This window comes from Mycobacterium sp. IDUB_24 (genome assembly GCF_055419385.1).
In genome coordinates, this window is record NZ_JBVAXO010000001.1 from 281,705 (window position 1) to 302,494 (window position 20,790).

Consider the following 20,790-nt stretch of genomic DNA (forward strand, 5'->3'; position numbering starts at 1 on the left):
GCCCCGCAGCCAGGCACAATAAAACCATGCAGACCCAGACCATCGAGCGCCCGGACACCGACGAACGCGTCGACGACGGGACCGACGACGACACCCCGAAGTTTTTCCACTACGTCAAGAAGAACAAGATCGCCGAAAGTGCAGTCATGGGCACGCATGTGGTTGCGCTGTGCGGCGAGGTGTTCCCGGTGACGAAATCGGCCAAGCCGGGCTCTCCGGTGTGCCCGGATTGCAAGAAGATCTACGAATCGCTCAAGAAGTAGGCCGCTCTCCGGGCGGTTCGACGGCCTCGGGCGCGGGTGTTTCCGCCGGTGCCTGAGCGCCGCCGTTGTGGGCCTTGTCCTCCAGCCATTCCCGCAGTCTCCTGGCGTGCGTGTCCGACGCCGGCCACTCCTCTTGTATCGCCGCATTCAGTTCGGCGCCGAGCATGATGGCAAAACCCAGGAAGAACGCGAACAGCAGAAACGCGATCGGCGTGGCGAGTGCGCCGTAGGTGTAGCCCGTGCTGGTGATCCAGGTCAGGTAGATCCGCAGCCCGAACGTGGCGACCAGGAACACCACGGTCGCCAGGACGGCGCCGAGCACCAGGCGGTGCGTCGGAATCGGAGCCGGAAGCGAGACCCGGTAGAGCACAGTCACGCCCACCAGCACCGCGAGGAACAACGCCGGGTAGTAGCCGTACCGCAGCACGTTGTCCCAGCTCTCGGGGATGTGCTCGGAGATCGCCCGCGGCCCCAGGGCCAGGAGCGGAGCCACCCCGATGGCAGACACCAGCATGATGACGTACAGGCCCAGCGCGTAGAACCGCTGGCGTACCGGGTGCCGCAGCGGTGTCTGATCGTGCGCCTCCACGATGGAGTCCACGAAGGCCGATACCGCCGACGACCCGGCCCACAGCGAGATCACGAAGCCCACCGACACCACCTCGCCGCGGGCGCCCCTGACGATGTCGCGGATGGTCGGTTCGATGATCTCGTTGACGACGTTGGGGGAGAAGAAGCTGTTCGCCGCGTTGATCAGCTGATCCTGGATTGTCGGCAGCGTGTCCGGGCCGAACATCGGTGCGATGTACGCCAGGCTGCCGAGCATCCCCAGTAGTAGGGGAGGCAATGACAACGCGCACCAGAACGCCGCCTGTGCCGACTCCGAGAAGATGGAATCGTCCCAGCTCTTCGACAATGTGCGTCGAGTGATGTGCCAGATGTGGTGGCGTGATGGTGGTACTGGAAGTGGCTGGCCAGTCATGACCAGTCAAGCATTACTGACGAAACGTGCTCCTGCCCAGGCGGGTGGTGCCGGCCGGTGGCGGTCAGGCGTCTGCCGCGCTGGTCTCCAGCACAGCGGCAAGCTCGACCAACTTTGCTTCGTGCTCATTGGCGTGATGCTGGCAGAAGAGCAGTTCGGCCCCCGAAGGCAGCTTCGCGCGTACGCGTGCGGCCGCACCGCAACGATCGCAGCGATCGGCTCTGGTTAGCTCCGGGCTTGTCAGAGTTGCGTTCATGGCTCCTCCGTCTTCTGCTCTTCGAATCTCGGCAAAGGCGCCTTGATTGCGTATGTCTACTGTGTCAGACGTTTTGGATTCCGGCCTTGTTCCCCAAGGGTTCACCGGTGTGTCGTGTCTCACTTGGCTGCCGTGTTGCTGGCCGGGCAAGCTGACGCTATGCATCCATCGCCGCGGATCCTGGTCCACTTGTGCAGTGTCGAGGATTGGCTGACGGCCCAGCGTAGCGGGGAGCATCGTCCGGACTCGCTGAGTGTGCAGGGCTTCGTCCACCTTTCGGCTCCTGAGCAGGTGCATCTGCCGGCGAACCGGCTCTACTCCGGTCGCGGTGACATGGTGCTGCTGCACATCGATCCGGCCAAGCTGGCCGACCCGGTGCGCTGGGAACCCGGTGTACCGACGGACCCCGACGCGATGTTGTTCCCGCATCTGTACGGTCCGCTGCCGGTGAACGCAGTGATGACCACCACCACCTATGCGCCTGACGCCGAGGGACGGTTCGCCCCGATCGCCGGCGACACGCCGTCGTCGTAGAGCGCAGCTCAGCAGCCCGCTCGGCGCGTGACATGCTCGTCGGGTGTCCGTCGCCGCCCAGAACCGGCAGGGCGCGGCCACGAGGCTGCGCTTGGTGAAGGCCGCCGAACGATTGTTCGCCGCCCAGGGAGTGGATGCGGTGTCGGTCCGGGCGGTCAACGCGGCCGCCGGGCTCGGCGCGGCCTCCGTGCACTACCACTTCGGGTCCAAGGACGACCTGCTGCGCGCGGTGCTCACCGATGTCGGTGCGCCGGTGCGTGACGAGATCGCGGCCAATGTGGCGCTGCTCGCGGCCGACGCCGTTGCGCCGAGTGCCGACGCCCTTGTCCGCGCGGTCACCGAGCCCTATCTGAAACTGTTGCTCCGCCACCGGGTCCGCGGGATGCGGTGGATCAAGATCATCGCGCAGATCTCGCAGGAGAACCATCCGGTGATGCTCGAAACCGAACAGCATCTGCCCGACGAACTTTTCGCTCAGGTACAGCGAGCCTTTCCCGATTCGGACCCGGCGCGCCTGGAGCTGCGCTGGGCCATCTCGATCATGAACTTCATCCAGGCGCTGAGCCGGGCCGACGAATGGCGCCGTAACGGGAGCCGCCTGGACGAGGCCGAGTTGCGGGACTTCTACGAAGACCTGGTGAGTTTCGTCGTCGGCGGGGTCGATCGGCTGCTCGGGGGCTGACCGGTCATGGCAGTACGGCGGGGGCTTGGCACGCCCAAATTTATGGATCACTTGATCCAATCAGTCGATCCAGATAATGTGCCGGACATGTGGAACTCGAGTTCGATCAGGTTCGGGGCGTTCCTGGCGCCCTATCACCCCCTCAACGCTGATCCCGCGCTGCAGCTGCGCCGCGACATCGACCTGATGGAGCACCTCGACCATCTCGGATTCGAGGAGGCCTGGATGGGCGAGCATCACTCGACCGGGTCCGAAATCGTCCCTGCCCCAGACGTGTTCATTGCGGCAGCAGCCGAGCGCACCGAGCGGATCCGATTCGGTACCGGCGTGATGTCGTTGCCGTATCACCACCCGCTGGTCACCGCCGACCGCATCACCCAGCTCGATCTGCAGACCCGTGGGCGGCTGATCGTCGGCACCGGGCCGGGCAAGATCCCGCTCGACGCGCACATGATGGGAATCAACCCGATCGACCAGCGCCGCATGCAGGGCGAAGCACTCGAGGCGGTGCTGCGGCTGCTGCGCGGCGAGGTCGTCGACATGGAGACCGACTGGTTCACTCTGCGCGATGCGCGGGCGCAGCTGCCGACCTATGATCCCGCGGGCATCGAGGTGGCGACCGCCTCGACCATCTCGCCGAACGGATCGGTGCTCGCCGGCACGCACGGATTGTCGCTGCTGTCGCTGGCTGCCAGCTCGCCGAGCGGATTCGACGTGCTCGACCGCAACTGGGGTGTGTACGAGAAGGTTTCGGCCGAGAACGGCCATCAGGCGGACCGCGCCACCTGGCGCCTGGTCAATCCGATGTTCATCGCCGAGACCCGGGCCGAGGCCGAACGGGCCGTCAGCCGCCGGATACATGCCATCGCCGAATACGTCAACCGGCAACAGGGCATCAACCCCGAGTGGGCCCAGACTCCCGAGGGCATCATCAACCAGTGGCGCACTGACAATCTCGGCGAGTTCGGCCAGGCGATCATCGGTACGCCGGAGGATGCGATCGCCCAGATCGAGCGTCTCGTCGAGAAGACCGGCGGATTCGGCACGCTGCTGATCATGCATGTGGACATGGCCGGCTGGGATGACACCTTGCGCAGCTACGAACTCTTCGCTTCCGAGGTGGTCCCGCACTTCAAGAACCGCAACGCGGGCCGGCAGGCCAGCCTGCAGTTCGCCGAGGACAACAGCGAATATCTTCTCGGCGGTCTCATCGGCGCGATCACCAAGGCGCACACCGACTATTACGGCCAGCCTGCCGAGCAGCTCGCCGGCAAGGTTGCGGACGCGAGGAGCAATCGGGCATGGGCATGATGCGCGCAGCGGAATACTTCGAGGGTCAGTTCACGGTCACCGAGGTCGAGGAACCACCCGCGACCGGGCCCGGTCAACTACGCATCAAGGTCGCCGCCTGTGGCATCTGCGGCAGTGATCTGAGTATGTCGAAGGACCCGTGCCGGTTCGTCTCGGTCGCGGCGGCCGGAGGGTTTCCCCTCGCGGTCTTCGATCACAGCAAGCCCATCGTGCTCGGACACGAGTACGCCGGAACAGTGGTCGAATGCGGCTCGGGTGTCACCGATTTCGAGGTGGGCGATCGGGTGGCGGGTATCGGGGTGGCGACCGAGGCCGGCACCGGGATCCCGACGATCATCGGGTACTCGAACGAGTACCACGGGGCCTTCGGCGAATACATCGTCGTCGACGGGTTCTGGGTACGCAAGGTTCCCGCCGGCCTGTCGCTCGAGCACGCCACCCTGGCCGAGCCGCTGCATGTGGGCGAGATGCACGTTCAGCAGTCCGGGCTCACCGAGCAGGACGCAGCGCTCGTGATCGGTTGTGGTTCAATCGGTCTCGGCACGATACTGGCGGCCAAGGCGCACGGTGCACATACTGTGATCGCCGCTGAGCCGTCACCCAAGCGTCGGGAACTGGCCCTCAAGATGGGCGCCGACATCGTGGTTGACCCCAATGAGCAGGACCCGATCGACCTGTGGAACTCGATGCTCGCGCAGGGACGGGGCAGTTCGGGCATACTCATCGCCTACGACTGCAGCGGGCGCGTCGGCACCCTCAACACTCTGACCCACACGTTGCCCTTCGGCTCCCGGATCCAGGTCGTGGCCTCACCTTTCGGTGACGAGACGATCATCCCGGTGGTGGCACAGTTCCGGCAGATCGCCATCAACTTCGGTCACGGTCCGTACCACGAGGCGTACGAGACGGTGCTGAAGCGACTCGCCGACGGCGAGATCGACGCCGAGGCGATCATCACCGGGCGAGTCGGCCTCGACGGCTTGGGTGACGCATTCGAGGCGTTGCGCGACCCGGAGGCGCACGTGAAGATCCTGGTGCTGCCGCAGGGTTGAGCCAGTTCCGAGCGCAGGGGTGGCCAGGGCTGCCATAGGATCGCTGTAGATCACAGCCCTGGTTACCCCATCTTGCGAGGAATCATCTTCAACCCCGATCCCTATCACGCCTTTCCCCCGGGTGTCCGAGCGGACCGGGAAGGCGGCTACTTCGAATGGGATACCGGTCAGGCGTACAGGTTCGCGATTCTCACTGCGATCCGTTTTCTCGATGAGCGTGCCTGTGCCCTGATCGACCGCACCGGCACATCCATCGCCGAATGGTATCCGGAGATCGCCGTCCTCGGCCGGGCACCGCGCGATCACACCATGTGGCTCTACAAGCTTGAGGTCTTCACGGTGGACAAACAGTTCGCCGGTGACGCGGTGTCGATCGCGGACAACGCGCAGGACTTTCGAGCACGGGTTTTCGACTCGTTCGACGACCTCGAACTCGAGTGCGCGCAGGAGTTCGGCATTCGCCCGGAAGACTTCGTCCCGCGCGCGGAAACCAACTACCCGAGCGATTGATCGTCAGGCGGTGTGAACCGGAGTCACCGGGATCCGGCCCGCACTGGCGCCACCGTCGACGGTCAGATCGGCGCCGGTGATGTACGACGACGCGTCCGAGGCGAGGAACGCGACGACTTCGGCGACCTCGTCAGGGGTGCCGACGCGGGTGAGTGGCGCACCGGGATGGCCGCCGAGCCCGCGTTCCACTCCGAGATGAGCGATCATCGGCGTGTCGATCATGCCGGGATAGACCGTGTTGACCCGAATGCCCAACGGGCCCAGCTCGATTGCCGCTACCTTCGACATGCCACGCAAGCCCCACTTGGATGCTCCGTATGCGGTGTAGCCGGCGAGTCCCTGCACTCCGGCCTGCGACGAAATGTTGACGATCGAGCCGCCACCGGCGGCCTTCATCGGTTCGGTGACGGCCTGCATGCCGAGGAACGCGCCGATGAGATTCACCCGCAGCATCCGCTCGAATCCGTCGGCGTCCTGCTCGGCCAGCGGCACCACCTTGCAGATGGCGGCGTTGTTGACCAACACATCGACGCGTCCGAAGTCGGTCATCGCGATATCGACGGCCGCGTGCCAGTCGGTTTCGCTGCCGACATCGTGCTGGACGAAACGTGCTGCGGGACCGATGGATTCGGCCACCCGCTCACCCTCCTCGTCGAGGACGTCGGTCATCACCACCTTGGCGCCGAGCGCGGCGAACAGCCGCGCCTCGGCTTCACCCTGGCCGCGGGCGGCGCCGGTGACGATCGCGACCTTGCCGGACAGATCCATGAGCTTCGCGCCGGCCATCGCTACTTCTCGTTCTGGTCGATGCCGGTCAGCAGGATCTCTGACATGCGTCGCGGGAACTCGGTGACCTTGGCCATCGCCACGATCTGGCGCGGCATGACGACGTGGCGCTTGTTGCGTTCGACGGCGTCGGCGATCGCGGTGGCCACCACCTCGGGCTCCAGTGCCGACGAGGGCAACATGCGCAGCCGTTCGAACCGCTCGATGGTCTTGCGGGCGGGCGTGAATTCCCGGATGTGATCGATCATGTCGGTCCGCACCTCGCCGAGCTGGACGAGTGTGGTGCCCACGGGCTTGCCGCGCAGCTCGGCGCGGATACCGGCGGTGAAATGGCTCAGGCCGGCCTTGGAGGTGCCGTACAAGGTCACCCCGGGGCCCTGCGCGATCGCCCCGTAGGACGACACGTTGACGATGTGACCGCGGCCCCGTTGCACCATCCGCGGCATGGCCTGGCGGCACAGCTCCAAAGGTGCGGCGAGGTTGACCTGCAGGAGGTTCTGCACGTCGGCGGAGCTGGCATCGGGGAACAGGCCGACCCGGTCGATTCCGGCATTGTTGACCAGGATGTCGACCGGACCGTCGGCCTCGACCCGGTCCAGGAGCGCCTCGACAGTGGCCGGATCGGTGAGGTCGGTGGGATAGGCCTTGCCGTCGATCTCCTTGGCAAGCAGGTTCAGGGACTCTGCGTCGCGCGCCACCACCGCGACGTCGACGCCGCGTGCGGCGAGCACCTCGGCGATGCTCTTGCCCAGGCCGCGGCTCGCGCCGGTGACCAGAGCGCGGGAGTTCCTCAGCTTCATGGGTTGCCTTTCAGTGGGTTTGAGGTGTGGTCGGGTTTGTTCAGGCCGGGCTGTTCAGGGCGTCGCGAACGACGGCGCACACGTCTTCGGTGGCCTCGGCCGCGGCGGGGAGGTGATCGGCGAGGTTGAAGAATCCGTGGAAGCCGCGCTCGTAGCGCCGGACACTGACCTTCGCGCCACCGGCGGCGAGCATCCGGGCGTACTCCTCACCCTCATCGCACAGCGGATCGAGGGCACCGGTCAGCACGTGCCCGTCCGGAAGTCCGGTCATGTCACCGAGAATCGGCGATGCCGAGACGTCGGTCTGTGCGCCGCTGTCGCCGAGGTACTGCGCGGTGAACCACTGCATGTGCTCGGCGGTCAGCACCCCGCTGCGGGTGTGCGGGCTGGACAGCGACGATTTGCGACGCTGATCCACCACCGGGTAGATCAGCACCTGGAATGCGATGGCCGGGCCACCGTGGTCCCGGGCTGTCATCGCCACCACGGCAGCCAGATTGCCGCCCGCGCTGTCACCGGCGATGACGAGTCGGGCCGGGTCACCGCCGAGCTCGACGGCATGGGCAGCCACCCATTCGGTTGCCGCCCAGGCGTCATCGACCGCGGCAGGATACGGATGCTCGGGAGCGAGCCGGTAGTCGACCGAAACCACAATTGCACCAATGCCGTTGGCAAGCCTGCGGCAACACGAGTCGTGTGAGTCGAGATCGCACAGCACGAATCCGCCGCCGTGGAAATACACGAGCACCGGCAGACCGGTGCCGGACTCTGAGGGGTCGAGCGGATGGTAGATCCGCACCGGAACGTCACCGGCCGGCCCGGGGACGGTCCGGTCCGTGATGTCGGCCACCGGCACGGGTTTGGCGGGCCGGCGGCTGGCCTTGAGCCGGGCGCGTACCTCGGCAGCGGCAGCGATGGGGTCGAGTTCACCGGAGAGGATCGGCGCGAACGCGTCGCCCATCCGGCCGGCAACCTCATGCTTCATGTTGTCTTCTTGGATGCTTGAGCCGCTCACTTGGCACCCCCGGTCAGCTGGCCGCGCAGCACCTTGCCGGTGGCGTTGCGGGGCAGCGTGTTCACAAACTCGACGTCGCGGGGAATCTTGTACCGGGCCAGGTTCGCCCGTACGTAGTCCTTGATCTCGTCGGCGCCCAGAGAGGCCCCGTCGACCAGCACCACATACGCGTTGAGCCGTTGACCGAAATCCGCGTCACTGACCCCGATCACGGCCACTTCGTCGACCTCGGGATGGCTGGTGATCAAATTCTCGACCTCCAGCGGGTAGACGTTCTCGCCACCGCAGATCACCATGTCGTCGTCCCGACCGTCGATGTAGAGCCGACCGGTGTCGTCGAAATGGCCGACGTCGCCGCTGCTCTGCAGCCCGTCGATCGACTCTTTGGTTCGACCGTCGGTGTACCCGGCGAAGCTCACGTCGCTGCCGGCGAAAACCCGCCCGATCACACCCGGTTCGGTGATCTGCCGGCCCGCCGAGTCGTACAGGCGGACCGCGCATCCGACCGGGGCCCGGCCCGCGGTGCGCGGATCGTGCTTCAGATCTTCGGGCATCGCCACGGTCATGACCGCGAGTTCGGTTGAGCCGTAGAGGTTGTAGAGGACGGGGCCGAACTCGGCGAGGGTGCGCTCGACCAAATCGGGTGGCATCGCCGAGCCCGAGACGAAGATGATCTTCAGCGACGAGGTGTCGTAGCTGTCGCGAACATCCTTGGGCAGAGCCAGGATTCGCTGCAGCATCGTGGGTACCACCACGAGCACGTCACAGTGGTGGTTCTGCACGGCGCGCAGGGTCTCTTCCGGGTTGAACTTGCGTCGCAGCACCAGGCGGTTGCCCAATGCCAGTGACAGCACGGCCTGGCCGAGCCCGGTCCCGTGGAACATCGGTGCGGCGAGCATGCAGGTCTGACCGCGGCGGCGCGGCACCCGGTCCAGCAGCTGCGCGGAGAACAGGGGAGAAGTCTTGCCGCGCGGCGCGCCCTTGGGAGTGCCGGTGGTGCCGCTGGTCAGCAGCGTCGTGCCGCCTGGCTTGGCGGGTGCGGCGACCGGAGCCGGTGAGGTGGCGGCGATCAGGCCCTCCAGTGAGCCCTCGACGTCGGTGCTCGAGCGCTCGTCGGTCCAGGCCAGGAAGCGGCGCACGCCCGGATCGATGGCGCTGACCAGGTCGGTGAACTCCTCGTCGTGGATCAGCACGTCGACCTTCTCGCGGGTCGCGACATCGGCGAATTGCGGTTTGGCGAAGCCGGTGTTCATCAGCAGTAGCTGCGCCCCGACCTTGCCGGCCGCGGCCAGGATGGTGACCAGCCCGCGGTGGTCCCGGCACAGCGCCGCGATGACCGAGCCCGCTCCGATTCCCCGGCAGTTCCAGGCCCGGGCGAGTGCATTCACCCGGTCGTTCAGTTGGGCGAACGTCACGTCGCCCCATTCGTCGGTGATGGCGATGGCGTGGGGATCGCGGGTGGCGGCGCTGTCGATGACGGCGGCGAAACCGCCGAACTGGCGGACCAGCTTCGCCTGCCGGATGCCGTCGGACGCTCCGCCGGACAGGCCGGACTCGCGCAGCACGGCGATGCTGCGGGCGATCACCCGCAACCGGTTGACCCTGGCGGCGAGGCTGGCAGGGCGCGGAATGGCTCGCTTCATGGCGCAAACCGTAGGTCGCACCGGTCCGGCAGCGGGCCCCGAAGTCTCGCTGGGCGGGACAGCTTGTCTGGTGGGACACACGATTCGATAAGAGTGATGGCAGCCACAGAAAGAGCCGTGTCGGCGGCCGGACAAGCGAGGTTGAGAATGCGGCGTTTGAAGGGTGAGGACAACAGCTTCCTGGCATGGGAAAGCTCGGTCCAACCGCAGCACACGATGAAGGCCGTCGTGCTGGACCCCAACCAGATTTCGGAACCGCTCACCTTCGATCGGGTCAAGACCGCCGTGCAGGGCTGGGTCGATCAGATCGAACCGTTGCAGTGGCAGTTGCTGTCCCCGCGAGTGGGGTTCGGCCGGCCGTGGTGGGTGTCGCGGCCGCAGATCGACATCGAGCACCACGTCCAGCGGACGACCGCGCCCGCACCCGGCGGTGACGAGGAACTCGCCGCGACCATCGGCGAGATCTTCGAGGTGGCGCTCGACCGCGACCGACCGGCGTGGCAGCTGTGGTACGTCGACGGCCTCAAAGACGGCCGGGTCGCCCTGGTGCTCAAGATTCACCACGCCGTCGCGGACGGCACCGCATCGCTGCGCCTGCTCGAAACCCTGTACAGCACCGATCCGGCGACACCGCTCCCGCAGCCCGGACAGACCCGACTGCGCAACGAGCAACGTCCCGCGCCGTGGGTCTGGTGGCCGCTGGTACTGCGTCACCAGATTGCGGCGCTCGCCCGTTTTCCCGGCATCATCGCCCGTACCGCGGCGGTGACCCGGGTGATCCGCCGCCGGCAGAAGGCCGGAAAGCCCGGCTACGCAGAAGCTTTCGCCGCTCCGGCGATGCCGTTCAACGAGCCGTTCTCGGCCAGCCGCCGATTCGCCTACCGGCGCTGCGACGTCACGGAGATCAAGCGGGTGTCGAAGGCATTCGGAGTCACCATCAACGACGTTTTCCTGACCATCTGCGGCGGCGCCCTGCGTGACTACCTGGTCGAGAGCGGGCAGGCCGGTGAGGAGAGCTTGACCGCTGTCGTGCCCGTCTCGATGCGCCCGACGGAAACCGAGGCCGAGTGGGGCAACAAGGTGGCGAGATGGAACGTCGAACTCGCGACGCACATCGCCGATCCGGTGGAGAGATTGACGGCGGTCGCGTCGGCGACCCGGGCCGCACGCGAGGTGCAGGCAGAGCGGGATGCCTGGCTGCAGCACGACTGGATGGAGTACTGGCCGCTGTTCTGGTTGTACTCGCGGGTACTGCCGATCCTCGGGGCCAAGATGAAGCGCCGCCCGATGTTCAGCCTGATCGCGTCCAACATGCGCGGCCCGCAGGAAACGCTGTACTGGGGTGGTGCCCCGATCGAGCAGCTGATCTCGTCCGGGCCGATCGTGTTCCCGATGGGGTTGAACTTCACCGGGTGGAGCTACCGCGACGAGATGGCGATCTGTGTGCTCACCTGCGGTGATCAGGTGTCGGACCCGTACGGTATCGCCGACCGTGTGCCGCAGGTTCTGGCCGAGTTGTCGGCGCGGGCGGGTTCAGCCGCCGGCGGGCCGGTCGATGCTTCGGATCGTCAGGCGGTATCCGGCTAGGACGTCGAGCCAGAGGCGGGCCACCGGGTCCGTTGCGTCGAGCGCGTGCCGGCTGCCGCTGCTGAGCAGTTGGTCGGCGGCGTTGCGCGCGCGGGTGACGGCCTGTCGCAGTGCTGTGGCGGCGCCGTCGTCATCGGCGCTCAGTGCTGCGGTGAGTTGCAGTCGGGCGGCATCGATGTCGGATTCCGCCGTGGCCACCAGTACCGCCGAGGCGGTCAGTTCGGTGGTGTCCTCACTGCCGTAGGAGGTGGCCAGCCGCCGGCGGACCTGACCGACGTGCGCCTGCCACACACCGGACGCTGCGCCGACGACGGCAGCGGCCTGTCCGGCTCCGGCAAGGATCCGGTAGGGCAGCGGTTTCTGATCGAATTCGCCGGTGCCCCAAAGATTGTCATCGGATGGCGAAAACACGGAGCTCTCGTCGACAACCGCGTCCGACACCGTGATGTCGCCGATTCCCGCTGCGTCCAGGCCACGCCGGTCGACGCCGCCGTCCACCTGCGCGACACGACGGGGGAGAAGGACATGGCGCACGGAATCCCCGGCATCCCCTTCCAAGGCGCTGAGCAGCAGCCAGTCTGCGACGTCGGCACCGGTCACCGATTCCCAGCGACCGGTCAGCCGAAACTGCCCGCGCACGGGAGCCAACCGTCCCGTCGGTGCTGCGCACGCGGTCACCAACGCTCCGGCGTCGGCGTTCCACACCCGTTCGGCGGCATCGTCGCCCAGTGCGGTCACCGCATGAGCCGCGGCGTTGACGGCCGCGGCGAACCATCCCGCCGATCCGTCGCGCGAGGCGAGGTCGGCCACCGCCGCGACGTATTCGCCCGGTGACACCGCGCGTCCGCCGTACCGCACCGGCTGCAGCAACCGACCCGATTCTGAATTACGCACGACGGCAATCGATTCAACGGCCGAGATGCTGGGCTCGACGCCGGGTACACCGGGCGGCTCGGCCATATGACCTCCTGGGAGGGGCGACGAATGGTATTCACGATGGTGACACACTCCGACGGGCAGAACAGGGCGGCAGCGATGACGCAGAATGTGCGCGGCGCGGTGCGCCAGGCACTGCCGGCGATCGCCGCGGCGGCAGCCGATGTCGACCGCGCCGCGGCCGTCGACCCCTCGGTGATCTCCGGCCTGCATGATGCCGGCTTCTTTGCGATGCTGCGGCCCAAGGCGTTCGGCGGGATGGAGGCCGACCCGGCCGAGTACCTGGCGGTCACCCGTGACCTGTCCGCGGCCTGTACCTCCACGGGCTGGCTCGCCGGGTGGTTGGGTGTCAACACCTGGCATCTCTCGCTGTTCGATCACCGTGCCCAGCGCGATGTGTGGGGCCGGGATCCGCGGACCCTGCTCTGTGAGTCATACGCCCCGACCGGTCGGCTCGAACGCGTGGGTGACGCATTCCGGTTGTCGGGCCGGTGGAGCAGATGCACCGGAATCCTCCATTCGTCGTGGCTGATGGCCGCTGCGGTGCTGGTCGGTGAGGATGGTGCGGCCCAGGATTTCCTGGTGGCACTGGTACCGCGTGAGGACTACGTCGTGGAATCCACTTGGGACAGCGTGGGATTGCGCGGTATCGGCGCGCACGACGTCGTCGTCTCGGGTGCGGTGGTGCCGCGGTACCGCACGTTCGGCTGGGTCAGCGGTGACCAGCTCAGCTCATTGGCTCCGCTGTACCGGTTGCCGCAGCCGACCATGTACACCCACACGGGCACGGTTCCCCTGCTCGGAGCGGCCGAGAACATCCTCGGCGCGTTGCGGCCCCGGGCCGGTTCGTCGGTCGATCCGGTGGCCATGGCGTGTAGCGATCTGGAGTTGTCGATCCAGCAGATCGAACGCAACCTCGGCGACCTCATGGACTGTGTGCGTGCCGACCTTGCCCCGGACAACGACCTGGTGCTTCGATCGCGCCGCGACCAGGTACTGGCCTCCGAACGTGCCGTCGCGGCCGTCCGGACATTCATGGCGCACTCGGGAGGTGGCGACACCGGGGACTCGCTGGTGGAACGGGTGTGGCGCGACATCCAGACCGCGCAGACCCACGTTGCCAGCAATGTGCAGCAGGTGCTGGCGCTCGTCGGCCGCCACTCATTCGGCATGGAGGTCGACGAGATCATCTGGTAGCCGATGGGAAGTCACACCCACGCGTCGGAGGTGAGCGTCCGCAGCACGCGGGACAGCATGTTGTCGGTCGCCTGCGCTTGTGACGTCGCTGTCGATGCGGAGTCGCGCGCGCTGGATTGCCGGGAGCCGAGTTGCTGGGATATGTGCCGGGCCGCCCGGATGACGAACGGTGCGGTGCGCTGCAGTCGGTGCAACGGAACCGCGCCCGTCAGCGACAGGCCGGCCACCTCGCCGTCGGCCGAGCGCAGCGGGGCCGCGACACTGGTCAGGCCGATCGCCAGTTCCTCGTTGTCGTAGGCGAGCCCGTGCCGGGACCGGATCCGTGCCAGTTCGCGGTGCAGCGTCTCCAGATCGGCGATGGTGGACCGGGTGTGCCGTGCCAGCCGTTGGCCCAGGACGGCGTCGACCTCTTCGGCGGGCAGCTGGGCCAGCATGGTCTTTCCCAGTGCGCTGGCATGTGCGGGTGTGTGCCCGGCGACGCGGGTGGGCACCACCGCGCTGTTGCGTCCCGCCACCTTGTCGAGGTAGACGACGTCGCCGCCGAACAGCACCCCGAGGTGAACCACCAAACCGGTGTCCGCGTGCAGACGGGACAGGGTCGGCGATGCCACGCTGCGCAACTGCGAGTGGTCGACCATCCTGGTCACCGGCAGCGGGGAGGCGGCAAGCGCATAGCCGTCGGGGCGGTGCTGCAGGAGCCCGGCGCTGTGCAGCTGTTTGAGGATCCGGTGTACCGAGGACCGGGGCAGGCAGGTCCGGCCGGCGATCTGGTCCAGCCTCAGATGCTTGCCCGGTTCGTCGAAGGTGTTGAGGATCAGGGCGACGCGATCCACCATCGACACAGCGGTGTCACGCTGCTCGGCGGGTGGCGGTGAGGCCGCCTTGCTGATGGAATCCGGCACCAGTTGATGCTCCTCGGACGTCGAACACTGAGTCACCCACGATCCCACTCAGTGAGATCCGGCCGCAAGCATTTGGCGCGGTACCTGACCATGGTCGAGGGCAGACAAGGGAGTTCTGGATGCGTGGTGTTGAAATGACCAGGGACGTTCTGGACGGCATCAACGAAAATGCCGATCGGATACAGGCGCTCGGACCCGTCAACGAGAAGCTCGGCCGGCTCGAGAAGCGGGCCGTCGAGGCGCTGCGCGAGTCCGGCGTGATGCACATGCTGCAGCCCGAGGAGTTCGGCGGAATCGAGACCCATCCGGGCGACTTCGCCGAAGCCGTGCTCGAGATCGCCCGGCTGGACGGGGCGGCGGGCTGGGTTGCCGGTTCGGTCGGTGTGCCGCCGTGGGCATTGGCCTCTGCCGACCGGCGCCTGCGCGACGAGGTGTGGGAGGCCGACTCCGACGTCTGGATCGCCTCGGCGCACGCGCCGGCCGGACTGCTCCTGCCCGTCGACGGCGGCTACCGGCTCTCCGGTGAGTGGCGATCGGTGGCGGCCATCGACCATTGCGAGTGGGTTGTCGTCGGCGCCCGCGTGGTCGGTGCCGGCGACACCGACGGACTCGGGTATTCGCTTGTGCCGAGGGAAGATCTGCGCATCGACGACGAATCCTGGAATGCCATCGGATTGATCGGCACCGGAAGTAAGAACATCACGATTGATGACGTGTACATCCCGGGGCATCGCCTGCTGAACCACAACAGCATCGTCGACGGCACCGCGGCAGGACACGCGGGCCTGCGCAATCCCATTTACCACATTCCGCTCAGCACCATTGCGCCGCTGGGAATCACGGCCGCGGTGATCGGCATGGCCGAGGGCGCACTGGGTCACCATCTCGAGGCCGCCGGCGCACCCGGTCCGGTCGAAGAACACGCGGCCGCCGAGATCAGGGCGTCGCGGCTGGTCCTGCTCGACACGCTCACGGCGTCCTTCAACCGGGTGCTCGACGGGCCGATCGACACGGGGATGCGGGCACGTGCACGCCGCGACCAGATCGCCGCGGCCCGCCGGGCGGTGCGGGCGATCGATGAGATCGTCTGTCACTCAAACGTTGACGCCCTGCGCCGCGGCAACCCGGTGCAGCGGTTGTGGCGGGACGCCCACGTCGGTCTGGCGGCTGTCGTCACCGAGTCGAAGGTCGTCGCGCCGTAACCGAACGGTACGACGACCTTCGTCACCTTGATCAGGCGTGGGTACCGCCGTCGATGCGGATCTCGGTGCCGCTGATGAACGCACCGTCGTCGGACACCAGCATCGCGATCACCCCGGCGACCGCGGACGGGTCACCCATTCCGGCCCCACCGGAAGCCAGGGTGGTCGGCATGATCGGCGACAACTTTGCGAACAACGACCAGTCGCTGTCAGCGGGGACGAGTCCCGGTGTGGCATCGGTGATTCCGGATTTGATGCTGCCCGGTGCCACACTGACCGCCCGCAGACCCTGCTTGCCGTACTCGAGCGCGAGTGCGTGCGTCATGGCCTGGATCCCGCCCTTGCTCGCTGCATAGGCCGCCATGTAGGGATGGGCGAACGCCGCCGAGGTCGAACTGAAGTTCACGATGACACTCTGCGGGTTCTCCAGCAGCGCCGGCAGCGCCTCGCGGATCACCAGGAATGTCCCGGTGAGATTGACGCCGATGATCTGGTTCCAGGCCTGCAGGCTCATCTCGTGGGTGTGCACCGCGCGCAGCATGCCCGCGGCGTTGACCACCGAGTCGAGGCCGCCGAGCGCCTCGACCGCGGTGCGCGCGCCCTCGATCACCGATGCCTCGTCGCCGATGTCCATCGTGAGCGGGGTGAGCCGGTCAGCGGTGCCGGCCTGCTGCGCGCTCTGCCGGGTGGCTTCCAGGCCTTCGGCAGAGATGTCGGCGCCCACCACGGCGGCGCCCTCGTCGAGCAGTCGCAGCGCGGTGGCCTGACCGATTCCGGATCCTGCACCGGTCACCAGGATCCGGCGGCCCTCAAGTCGCTTCATGATTGTCACTGTCCCATCACGTATTTGACGGTCGGCCCGGCGGTCCAGCCGCCGTCGACGGCGATCTCGGCACCGGTGACGTAGGTAGAGGCACCGGACAGTAGGTAACCTACGGCCCCGGAGATCTCATCGGCCTCACCGACGCGGCCCATCGGGGTGTTGGGGTAGTTGCCCTCACCTTGCGCGATGCCGATCTGTGCGGTCATCGGCGTGTAGGTCATGCCGGGATGCACCGAGTTCACCCGGATCCGGTCGGGCGCCAATTCCACCGCGGCGATCTTGCTCAGTCCGCGCACGCCCCACTTGGACGCGCCGTACCCGGCCGTCAGCGCCAGGCCCATGAGGCCGGCGGCAGACGAGATATTGACGATGGAGCCGCCGCCCGCGGCGCGCATCGGCGCGATGACGGCCTGCAGGCCGTTGAAGACGCCCACGAGGTTCACCTCGAGCACCGTGCGGAAATGATCCAGCGGCTCGTGCTCGATGAACTGCCCGGTTGAGACGCCGGCGTTGTTCACCAGGCCGTTCACTGCACCGAATTCGGCAGTGGTGAGTGCGACTGCCGATTGCCACTGCGCCGGGTCGGTCACGTCGAGGTGGGCGAAGCGGGCGTTGCCGCCCAACTCGGATGCCAATTTCGCGCCGTCGTCGTCCAGCACATCGGCGATGACGACCTTGCCGCCGTGCGCGACGATGTGCCGGGCGAAGGCCTCGCCGAGGCCGCGTGCACCGCCGGTGACGATCGCCACCACATCCGACAAGGCATCCGGACCTGCCTGCATCCCAACAACTTCCTTTCGTGTGGATCGGCTTTCGTGTGGATCGCGGCGGAAGTCGATCTCAGCGTCGCCCCTGACCCGAACGCCACCATATTCCCGGCGTTCACGTCGGCCTGAGTTTGTGCCGGTGAGTGAGACAACGGCAGCCAGTGGCACATCGTCGTTCGTAACGTGACGAACCGAAGCGCCAAGCGAAAGGCATTGATTGTGACAGCCCGACCGACACCTTCCGATATCGCCGACAACACCCCGGACGTGGTGGACGTGGTGGTGGTGGGCGCGGGCTTCGCGGGCCTGTACGCACTGCACCGCCTTCGCGACCAAGGACTTTCGGTCCGGGTGTTCGAGGCCGCGGCAGGCGTGGGCGGCGTCTGGTACTGGAACCGCTATCCAGGTGCTCGGTGCGACGTCGAGAGCGTCGACTACTCCTACTCGTTCGACCCCGAGCTTGAGCAGGAGTGGAACTGGACCGAGAAGTACGCCACCCAGCCGGAGATCCTGGCCTACCTCAACCATGTCGCCGACCGGTTCGACCTGCGGCACGACATCTCGTTGCAGACCCGGGTCACCGATATGGTGCTCGACGAGAAGACGCTGCGCTGGGAGGTCCGCACGGATCGGGGCGATGTGGTGTCCGCCCGCTTCTGCATCCTGGCGGTCGGACCGCTGTCGAACGCGAACATCCCGGCGATCGACGGATTCGACTCGTTCGCCGGCGATGTCTTCCACACCGCGCACTGGCCGCACGAGGGCGTTGATTTCACCGGCAAGCGGGTGGGAGTGATCGGTACCGGATCCTCGGGCATCCAGGCGATCCCGTGCATCGCGAAAGAGGCCGAACAGCTCTACGTCTTCCAGCGCACCCCGAACTACAGCGTGCCCGCCGGCAACATGCCGCTCGACGAAGAGACGCGCGCCGCGCAGAAAGCCGACTATGCCGAGCGGCGCAGGCTGTCGCGGCTCAGTGGCGGTGGCTCACCACATCAGCCCCACCCCAAGTCCGCACTGGCCGTCTCCGATGACGAACTCCGCGAGACCTACGAGCGCCGTTGGCAGTTGGGCGGGGTCCTGTTCTCGAAGGCTTTCCCGGATCAGCTCGTCACCATCGAAGCCAACGACACGGCACGGCGGTTCTGGGAAGGCAAGGTGCGGGCCGTCATCGACGACCCGGCCGTCGCAGACCTGCTGATCCCCAAGGACCACCCGATCGGTGCCAAGCGAATCTGCACCGACGACAACTATTTCCAGACCTTCAACGCCGATCATGTGCAACTGGTGAACCTGCGGGCAACGCCGATCGAGCGGATCGACGCTGCCGGTATCGAAACCGCCGACGCGCACTACGACCTCGACGCGCTCGTCCTGGCCACCGGATTCGACGCGATGACCGGCTCGGTCCAGAAGCTCAACATCGTGGGCCGCGGCGGCCGCACCCTCAACGAGGCGTGGGCAGAGGGACCGGCCACCTATCTGGGGCTCGGCGTCGCCGGTTTCCCGAACCTGTTCAACATCGCCGGTCCGGGCGCCCCTTCGGTGCTGGCGAACATGGTGCTGCACTCGGAGCTGCACGTGGACTGGGTGGCCGATGCGATCACCTACCTCGACGCCCAGGGTGCCCCCGCAATCGAGGCGCGCGAGGACTCGGCCGCCGAGTGGGTGCAGGAGTGCACCCGCCGTGCTGCCGGAACACTTATGCCGCAGGCGAATTCGTGGTACCTGGGGGCCAACATCCCCGGCAAGCCCCGGGTGTTCATGCCGTTCGTCGGCGGCTTCGGGGTGTACAGCGAGATCATCGCCGATGTCGCCGCGGCCGGTTACAAGGGCTTCGACATCCACCGTGAGTTGCCGGCCTAACCGGCCGGCGGCAACAACGCGCCGATCTCGGCGCGCAGGCTCTCACCTCGCACCGACCTGTACCGCTGAGCGAGACTCCCACCTCCCGGCCCTGACGGCAGTGGGCACCATCACAGCGCGCCGGATGATGCGTCCGTCGTCACACCCGTTCGTGGATGAGGTCCAGAGGAGAGGGAATGGCCGAAAGCAACCAGTCCGACAACGACATTGCGTATCCCAGGAAACACCGTCCGAGGAGGAGACGGACCCGCGGAAGATGGAAAGGCCTCGGTGTCGTACTGACCGCCATGGCCTTCTTCTTCATGTCGGCACTGCCCGCATGGGCGGCCGAGACGATGAGGGTCACCTTCGTGCGTCACGGCCAGTCCGCGGGCAACACGTCGGGCAACATCGACACCTCGACGCCGGGTCCGTCGCTCACCCCGCTCGGCCGGGAGCAGGCGCAGGCCGTGGTCGACAAGCTGGGGGACAACAACTACGACGCCATCTATGCGTCGCAGATGATCCGTACCCAGCAGACCGCAGGGCCGATGTCGGCCTACCTCGGTCTGCCCATCCAGGTGCTGCCCGGACTGCAGGAGATCGAGGCCGGCGACTACGAGGGCACGCCTGAGAGCGGCGCGCTCGGCGGCTACTTGAAGGCCCCGATCGCCTGGGCGTTCCAAGGTGCCCTCGATGAGCGGATCCCGGGATCGATCGACGGCCATGAGTTCGATGCGCGTGTCGATGGTGCGCTGAAGACCATGTACGACAAGGGCGACCGCAACGTCATCGTGTTTTCGCACGGCGGCACCATGATGTTCTGGACCATGATGAACGCCACGAATCTGAGCACGCCGGAGAAGATCGGGCTGCTGACCAACCATGCGCTGGGCAACACCGATTATGTGGTCGTCGAAGGTAATCCCGAGGACGGCTGGGTGCTGACCGATTGGAACGGTCAGCGGTTCACCCCGGAGCCGTCGTTCGAGCACGAGATCGGACTCCAGGTGCGGACGCTCACGCGGCAACTCGATGCGGCCGCGCGGCAGGTGACCGACGCGTTCGGCACCGGTGACGTGACGAAGATCGTCACCGCGATCAACCACAGCGTCGCCGAAGCCTCGTTCTCGGTCACGAAGTTCAATCGCGCGTTCAGCGCCGAGGTGATCAAGCGGGTCGACAAGGCGTTCGGGCACCAGTCCGATCCCGATTCCGGCAGCACCGAGAAGGTGCCGGACGCCCCCGTGGTGAAATCGGTTGCGTCCAACACCGGGTCGGCGGCCGACATGCTCAAGCCGCTCGCCGCTCCCGTTGCCGACAGTGGCGCGGCCAAGGCCGCCGCCGATTCCGAGACCGCCCGCAGTGCCGAGTCCGCCCTCGGTTCCCGGTCGATTGCCGATTCCAGGGTCGACCGCGCGAAGTCGGCCGGGTCCCTCAACCGTGGGGCCCATCTCAAGGACGGCAACATGGCCAGGCCGGGTAAGGCGTGGTCGGGCACCCACCGTGCGGGAGACGAAGTGCGCGAGGCTGTTTCGGGTGCGGCTGAGAAGATCGCGTCGTCGGTGAAGTCGTCGATCCGCAAGCCGGGCGCCGACAAGGAGAAGGCGACCGCGAAGGCCGGTGCCCCGAGCGCATCGGGTGCCGGGTCCGCCGATTCCGACAGCTGATCAACAGACATCGGCCCCCTCCGTTCA

21 protein-coding genes are annotated in these 20,790 nt (G+C 66.8%); 11 read left to right on the top strand and 10 right to left on the bottom strand.

Going from position 1 to position 20,790, the window contains the following annotated elements; genetic code table 11:
- Positions 1-26 precede the first annotated feature (26 nt).
- Positions 27-263 (top strand): DUF3039 domain-containing protein, encoded by a 237-nt coding sequence (locus ACZYZF_RS01390; protein ID WP_044517849.1) that lies wholly within the window; start codon positions 27-29, stop codon positions 261-263.
- On the opposite strand, the gene ACZYZF_RS01395 is transcribed toward ACZYZF_RS01390, so the two are convergent.
- Both ACZYZF_RS01395 and ACZYZF_RS01400 read right to left on the bottom strand, forming a co-directional pair.
- Entirely contained in the window at positions 253-1,245 is a 993-nt protein-coding gene (locus ACZYZF_RS01395) for a YihY/virulence factor BrkB family protein (RefSeq protein ID WP_463745571.1), read from the bottom strand. The genes ACZYZF_RS01390 and ACZYZF_RS01395 overlap by 11 nt on opposite strands.
- 64 nt (positions 1,246-1,309) lie before the next feature.
- On the bottom strand, positions 1,310-1,501 hold the full coding sequence (locus ACZYZF_RS01400) for a DUF7455 domain-containing protein (protein ID WP_055113266.1): 192 nt from the start codon (positions 1,499-1,501) through the stop codon (positions 1,310-1,312).
- Between the two features lie 159 nt (positions 1,502-1,660).
- Between ACZYZF_RS01400 and ACZYZF_RS01405 the strand changes: the two genes are divergently transcribed.
- From ACZYZF_RS01405 to ACZYZF_RS01425, 5 genes are all read left to right on the top strand, one after another.
- A complete protein-coding gene (locus tag ACZYZF_RS01405; RefSeq protein WP_463745572.1) occupies positions 1,661-2,035 on the top strand; it encodes a DUF952 domain-containing protein in 375 nt (124 codons plus the stop codon).
- A 43-nt stretch (positions 2,036-2,078) separates the two neighbouring features.
- Entirely contained in the window at positions 2,079-2,717 is a 639-nt protein-coding gene (locus ACZYZF_RS01410) for a TetR/AcrR family transcriptional regulator (protein ID WP_463745573.1), read from the top strand.
- Between the two features lie 87 nt (positions 2,718-2,804).
- Entirely contained in the window at positions 2,805-4,028 is a 1,224-nt protein-coding gene (locus ACZYZF_RS01415) for an LLM class flavin-dependent oxidoreductase (protein WP_463834321.1), read from the top strand.
- Entirely contained in the window at positions 4,028-5,080 is a 1,053-nt protein-coding gene (locus ACZYZF_RS01420; protein ID WP_463835103.1) for an alcohol dehydrogenase catalytic domain-containing protein, read from the top strand. The genes ACZYZF_RS01415 and ACZYZF_RS01420 overlap by 1 nt, the downstream gene beginning before the upstream one ends.
- A 72-nt stretch (positions 5,081-5,152) precedes the next feature.
- Positions 5,153-5,590 carry a hypothetical protein gene (locus ACZYZF_RS01425; protein ID WP_463834322.1) on the top strand — a complete coding sequence of 146 codons (438 nt, stop codon included), beginning with the start codon at positions 5,153-5,155 and terminating at the stop codon, positions 5,588-5,590.
- Between the two features lie 3 nt (positions 5,591-5,593).
- Here ACZYZF_RS01425 and ACZYZF_RS01430 read toward each other — a convergent pair whose 3' ends face one another.
- From ACZYZF_RS01430 to ACZYZF_RS01445, 4 genes are read right to left on the bottom strand one after another with little or no spacing between them, the layout of a single operon-like run.
- Entirely contained in the window at positions 5,594-6,376 is a 783-nt protein-coding gene (locus ACZYZF_RS01430) for a glucose 1-dehydrogenase (protein WP_463834323.1), read from the bottom strand.
- 2 nt (positions 6,377-6,378) lie between these two features.
- Positions 6,379-7,176 carry an SDR family NAD(P)-dependent oxidoreductase gene (locus ACZYZF_RS01435; RefSeq protein WP_463834324.1) on the bottom strand — a complete coding sequence of 266 codons (798 nt, stop codon included), beginning with the start codon at positions 7,174-7,176 and terminating at the stop codon, positions 6,379-6,381.
- 40 nt (positions 7,177-7,216) lie between these two features.
- The gene (locus ACZYZF_RS01440) at positions 7,217-8,161 is read right to left on the bottom strand and encodes an alpha/beta hydrolase (RefSeq protein ID WP_463834326.1); all 945 of its coding nucleotides are present in this window, start codon (positions 8,159-8,161) and stop codon (positions 7,217-7,219) included.
- 26 nt (positions 8,162-8,187) lie between these two features.
- Positions 8,188-9,834, bottom strand: coding sequence for an AMP-binding protein (locus tag ACZYZF_RS01445; protein WP_463834327.1), 1,647 nt, complete (start codon positions 9,832-9,834; stop codon positions 8,188-8,190).
- Positions 9,835-9,981: 147 nt separating this feature from the next.
- Here ACZYZF_RS01445 and ACZYZF_RS01450 point away from each other — a divergent pair, with 147 nt between their 5' ends.
- The gene (locus tag ACZYZF_RS01450; RefSeq protein WP_463834328.1) at positions 9,982-11,421 is read left to right on the top strand and encodes a wax ester/triacylglycerol synthase family O-acyltransferase; all 1,440 of its coding nucleotides are present in this window, start codon (positions 9,982-9,984) and stop codon (positions 11,419-11,421) included.
- Here the strand turns inward: ACZYZF_RS01450 and ACZYZF_RS01455 are convergent.
- Entirely contained in the window at positions 11,368-12,381 is a 1,014-nt protein-coding gene (locus ACZYZF_RS01455) for an acyl-CoA dehydrogenase family protein (protein WP_463834329.1), read from the bottom strand. The two genes, ACZYZF_RS01450 and ACZYZF_RS01455, sit on opposite strands and share 54 nt — an antisense overlap.
- 36 nt (positions 12,382-12,417) lie before the next feature.
- Here ACZYZF_RS01455 and ACZYZF_RS01460 point away from each other — a divergent pair, with 36 nt between their 5' ends.
- Positions 12,418-13,554, top strand: coding sequence for an acyl-CoA dehydrogenase family protein (locus ACZYZF_RS01460; protein ID WP_463745581.1), 1,137 nt, complete (start codon positions 12,418-12,420; stop codon positions 13,552-13,554).
- 11 nt (positions 13,555-13,565) lie between these two features.
- On the opposite strand, the gene ACZYZF_RS01465 is transcribed toward ACZYZF_RS01460, so the two are convergent.
- Positions 13,566-14,456: an IclR family transcriptional regulator gene (locus ACZYZF_RS01465; protein WP_463834330.1), complete on the bottom strand. Its 891-nt coding sequence runs from the start codon at positions 14,454-14,456 to the stop codon at positions 13,566-13,568.
- 134 nt (positions 14,457-14,590) lie between these two features.
- On the opposite strand from ACZYZF_RS01465, the gene ACZYZF_RS01470 reads away from it, so the two are divergent.
- Positions 14,591-15,658 (top strand): acyl-CoA dehydrogenase family protein, encoded by a 1,068-nt coding sequence (locus ACZYZF_RS01470; protein WP_463834331.1) that lies wholly within the window; start codon positions 14,591-14,593, stop codon positions 15,656-15,658.
- A 31-nt stretch (positions 15,659-15,689) separates the two neighbouring features.
- Here the strand turns inward: ACZYZF_RS01470 and ACZYZF_RS01475 are convergent, their stop codons facing one another.
- A complete protein-coding gene (locus ACZYZF_RS01475; RefSeq protein WP_463834332.1) occupies positions 15,690-16,481 on the bottom strand; it encodes an SDR family NAD(P)-dependent oxidoreductase in 792 nt (263 codons plus the stop codon).
- 5 nt (positions 16,482-16,486) lie between these two features.
- Complete coding sequence (locus ACZYZF_RS01480; protein WP_463834334.1) at positions 16,487-17,263, bottom strand: SDR family oxidoreductase; 777 nt, start codon at positions 17,261-17,263, stop codon at positions 16,487-16,489.
- A 204-nt stretch (positions 17,264-17,467) separates the two neighbouring features.
- Between ACZYZF_RS01480 and ACZYZF_RS01485 the strand changes: the two genes are divergently transcribed.
- Positions 17,468-19,114, top strand: a complete 1,647-nt coding sequence (locus tag ACZYZF_RS01485) for a flavin-containing monooxygenase (protein ID WP_463834335.1) — start codon at positions 17,468-17,470, stop codon at positions 19,112-19,114.
- Positions 19,115-19,290: 176 nt separating this feature from the next.
- Positions 19,291-20,763 (top strand): histidine phosphatase family protein, encoded by a 1,473-nt coding sequence (locus tag ACZYZF_RS01490; protein ID WP_463834337.1) that lies wholly within the window; start codon positions 19,291-19,293, stop codon positions 20,761-20,763.
- The last annotated feature ends 27 nt before the right edge of the window (positions 20,764-20,790 follow it).

What these genes read in the sequence shown, in the direction of transcription:
- ACZYZF_RS01390 (WP_044517849.1), top strand. Translation starts at nt 27, where the DNA reads ATGCAGACCCAGACCATCGAGCGCCCGGACACCGACGAACGCGTCGAC.
- ACZYZF_RS01395 (WP_463745571.1), bottom strand. Translation starts at nt 1,245, where the DNA reads ATGACTGGCCAGCCACTTCCAGTACCACCATCACGCCACCACATCTGG.
- ACZYZF_RS01400 (WP_055113266.1), bottom strand. Translation starts at nt 1,501, where the DNA reads ATGAACGCAACTCTGACAAGCCCGGAGCTAACCAGAGCCGATCGCTGC.
- ACZYZF_RS01405 (WP_463745572.1), top strand. Translation starts at nt 1,661, where the DNA reads ATGCATCCATCGCCGCGGATCCTGGTCCACTTGTGCAGTGTCGAGGAT.
- ACZYZF_RS01415 (WP_463834321.1), top strand. Translation starts at nt 2,805, where the DNA reads ATGTGGAACTCGAGTTCGATCAGGTTCGGGGCGTTCCTGGCGCCCTAT.
- ACZYZF_RS01420 (WP_463835103.1), top strand. Translation starts at nt 4,028, where the DNA reads ATGCGCGCAGCGGAATACTTCGAGGGTCAGTTCACGGTCACCGAGGTC.
- ACZYZF_RS01430 (WP_463834323.1), bottom strand. Translation starts at nt 6,376, where the DNA reads ATGGCCGGCGCGAAGCTCATGGATCTGTCCGGCAAGGTCGCGATCGTC.
- ACZYZF_RS01435 (WP_463834324.1), bottom strand. Translation starts at nt 7,176, where the DNA reads ATGAAGCTGAGGAACTCCCGCGCTCTGGTCACCGGCGCGAGCCGCGGC.
- ACZYZF_RS01440 (WP_463834326.1), bottom strand. Translation starts at nt 8,161, where the DNA reads ATGAAGCATGAGGTTGCCGGCCGGATGGGCGACGCGTTCGCGCCGATC.
- ACZYZF_RS01445 (WP_463834327.1), bottom strand. Translation starts at nt 9,834, where the DNA reads ATGAAGCGAGCCATTCCGCGCCCTGCCAGCCTCGCCGCCAGGGTCAAC.
- ACZYZF_RS01450 (WP_463834328.1), top strand. Translation starts at nt 9,982, where the DNA reads ATGCGGCGTTTGAAGGGTGAGGACAACAGCTTCCTGGCATGGGAAAGC.
- ACZYZF_RS01455 (WP_463834329.1), bottom strand. Translation starts at nt 12,381, where the DNA reads ATGGCCGAGCCGCCCGGTGTACCCGGCGTCGAGCCCAGCATCTCGGCC.
- ACZYZF_RS01460 (WP_463745581.1), top strand. Translation starts at nt 12,418, where the DNA reads ATGGTGACACACTCCGACGGGCAGAACAGGGCGGCAGCGATGACGCAG.
- ACZYZF_RS01470 (WP_463834331.1), top strand. Translation starts at nt 14,591, where the DNA reads ATGACCAGGGACGTTCTGGACGGCATCAACGAAAATGCCGATCGGATA.
- ACZYZF_RS01475 (WP_463834332.1), bottom strand. Translation starts at nt 16,481, where the DNA reads ATGAAGCGACTTGAGGGCCGCCGGATCCTGGTGACCGGTGCAGGATCC.
- ACZYZF_RS01480 (WP_463834334.1), bottom strand. Translation starts at nt 17,263, where the DNA reads ATGCAGGCAGGTCCGGATGCCTTGTCGGATGTGGTGGCGATCGTCACC.
- ACZYZF_RS01490 (WP_463834337.1), top strand. Translation starts at nt 19,291, where the DNA reads ATGGCCGAAAGCAACCAGTCCGACAACGACATTGCGTATCCCAGGAAA.